Consider the following 1,435-nt stretch of genomic DNA (forward strand, 5'->3'; position numbering starts at 1 on the left):
CTCAGTACCGGACACCTTAGCCTCCGACCGCGCCAGGAGCTGGAAAACCAGTCATGAAGAGGTTGACAAAGATCACTCGTGCTGGACGATCCCACCGGAGTGCGTGTGCGAGGTACTCCCAACCAGCGGTGACCACGCTCAACGCCTTGCGGCCATGAGCCTTGATTGGGATGGGGCGCTTAGGCACCCCATCCACACCCACCCGGAGGCACCAGACCCAGGCGAGGGTCACCATGCCGAACAGCCGCTCAAGGCGATCTTCCTGGGTCATCCCTGTCCGCTCCAGGTCGAAGCCGCGCGATTTCATCGAAGAAAACGTGCACTCCACCGACCAGCGGAGACGATATGTCAAACAGGCGTCCTGGGCGTGTAGATCGGTGGCCAGGCACACCAGATCCCCGGTCGGGGATCTGGTCACCACAATCTGCATGCGGCAGCCGTAGATCACTTCCTTGTCCATCATGGCGATCATCCGACCTGGAGCCAGGTCCGCGTACACCTCGTCCAGGCGGTCACCATCGACGCGAGCACACCCTTTGACGCGCACGCACCGCTTGATTCGACGACGTCGCATGAAGGCGAACCAGCCCTGACCAATGAATTCACGGTCGGCAATCAGCACCTTCCAGCGAACCGCTGGAAGGTGCTTCAACAGACGCGCCACCAGCCGTTCGCGTGTGGCGGTATCGCTGCTGCCATGGTGCGAGAGGGCGGTCCAGACGAGGGGCAGCGTAAAACCGTGCAGGACGACGCCCAGAACCAGGAGATTCAGGGGCTGGGTCCCATGGGCCCAGTTGGTCCGGTCCAGAGCCAGGACGAGTTTGCCTGGAGGCAACAGGGGCAGGAGCACGTGGAGGAAGACCTCATCGGTCAATTGCTCATCTTGAAAACATCGGTGTATTCGCTTTTTTCGGGCTTCAGGCGACGCTTCACTGGGCAGGAACGTGGCCAGGACCCGGTGACAGGTGGAGTGCGCTTGAATCAGGGCTTCGATCACGTCAGCGACACGCTGTAGCGTGTCGCGCCGGAGGAAGGGGAGTCGTGCTTTCAGCAGGTCGGCGAGATGGGTACACTCACCTGGAGCGGCATCGTGCGTTGTCACAGACCAGTGATGCCGCTCTTGTGCTGCCCACAATGTGGTTAGGGTCAGAAAATGGCCGACGACGTCTCAGTCGATCAAAAACCGAAGATGTCCGGTACTGAACTGCATGACAGTGCAGCACCCTCCCAATGTCTTTGTACGTATGTCTTTCACCCGTATTTCGGTCAGCCATCAGCAAAATGCGCGCTCGGGTCAACGTACGTGCCGGAGGTTTGCCTCGGTCAACCAGATGGAGAAGTTGCTCGCGCTCCTCAGGGGTGAGCATGACGCGGAGTTGCTGGCCCATTCCTCAGCTTGCCCTAAAAAGGTGAAACTTTCTTAGCTACGCACTAG

The 1,435-nt window shown here is 59.7% G+C and carries 1 protein-coding gene; it reads right to left on the reverse strand.

From position 1 onward, the window contains the following. Positions 1–16: 16 nt before the first annotated feature. Positions 17–997 carry an IS4 family transposase gene (locus K7W41_RS23265; protein ID WP_224612922.1) on the reverse strand — a complete coding sequence of 327 codons (981 nt, stop codon included), beginning with the start codon at positions 995–997 and terminating at the stop codon, positions 17–19. Between the last annotated feature and the right edge of the window lie 438 nt (positions 998–1,435).

It is taken from the genome of Deinococcus multiflagellatus, from assembly GCF_020166415.1.
In the GTDB taxonomy this organism is placed as follows: Bacteria; Deinococcota; Deinococci; order Deinococcales; family Deinococcaceae; genus Deinococcus; species Deinococcus multiflagellatus.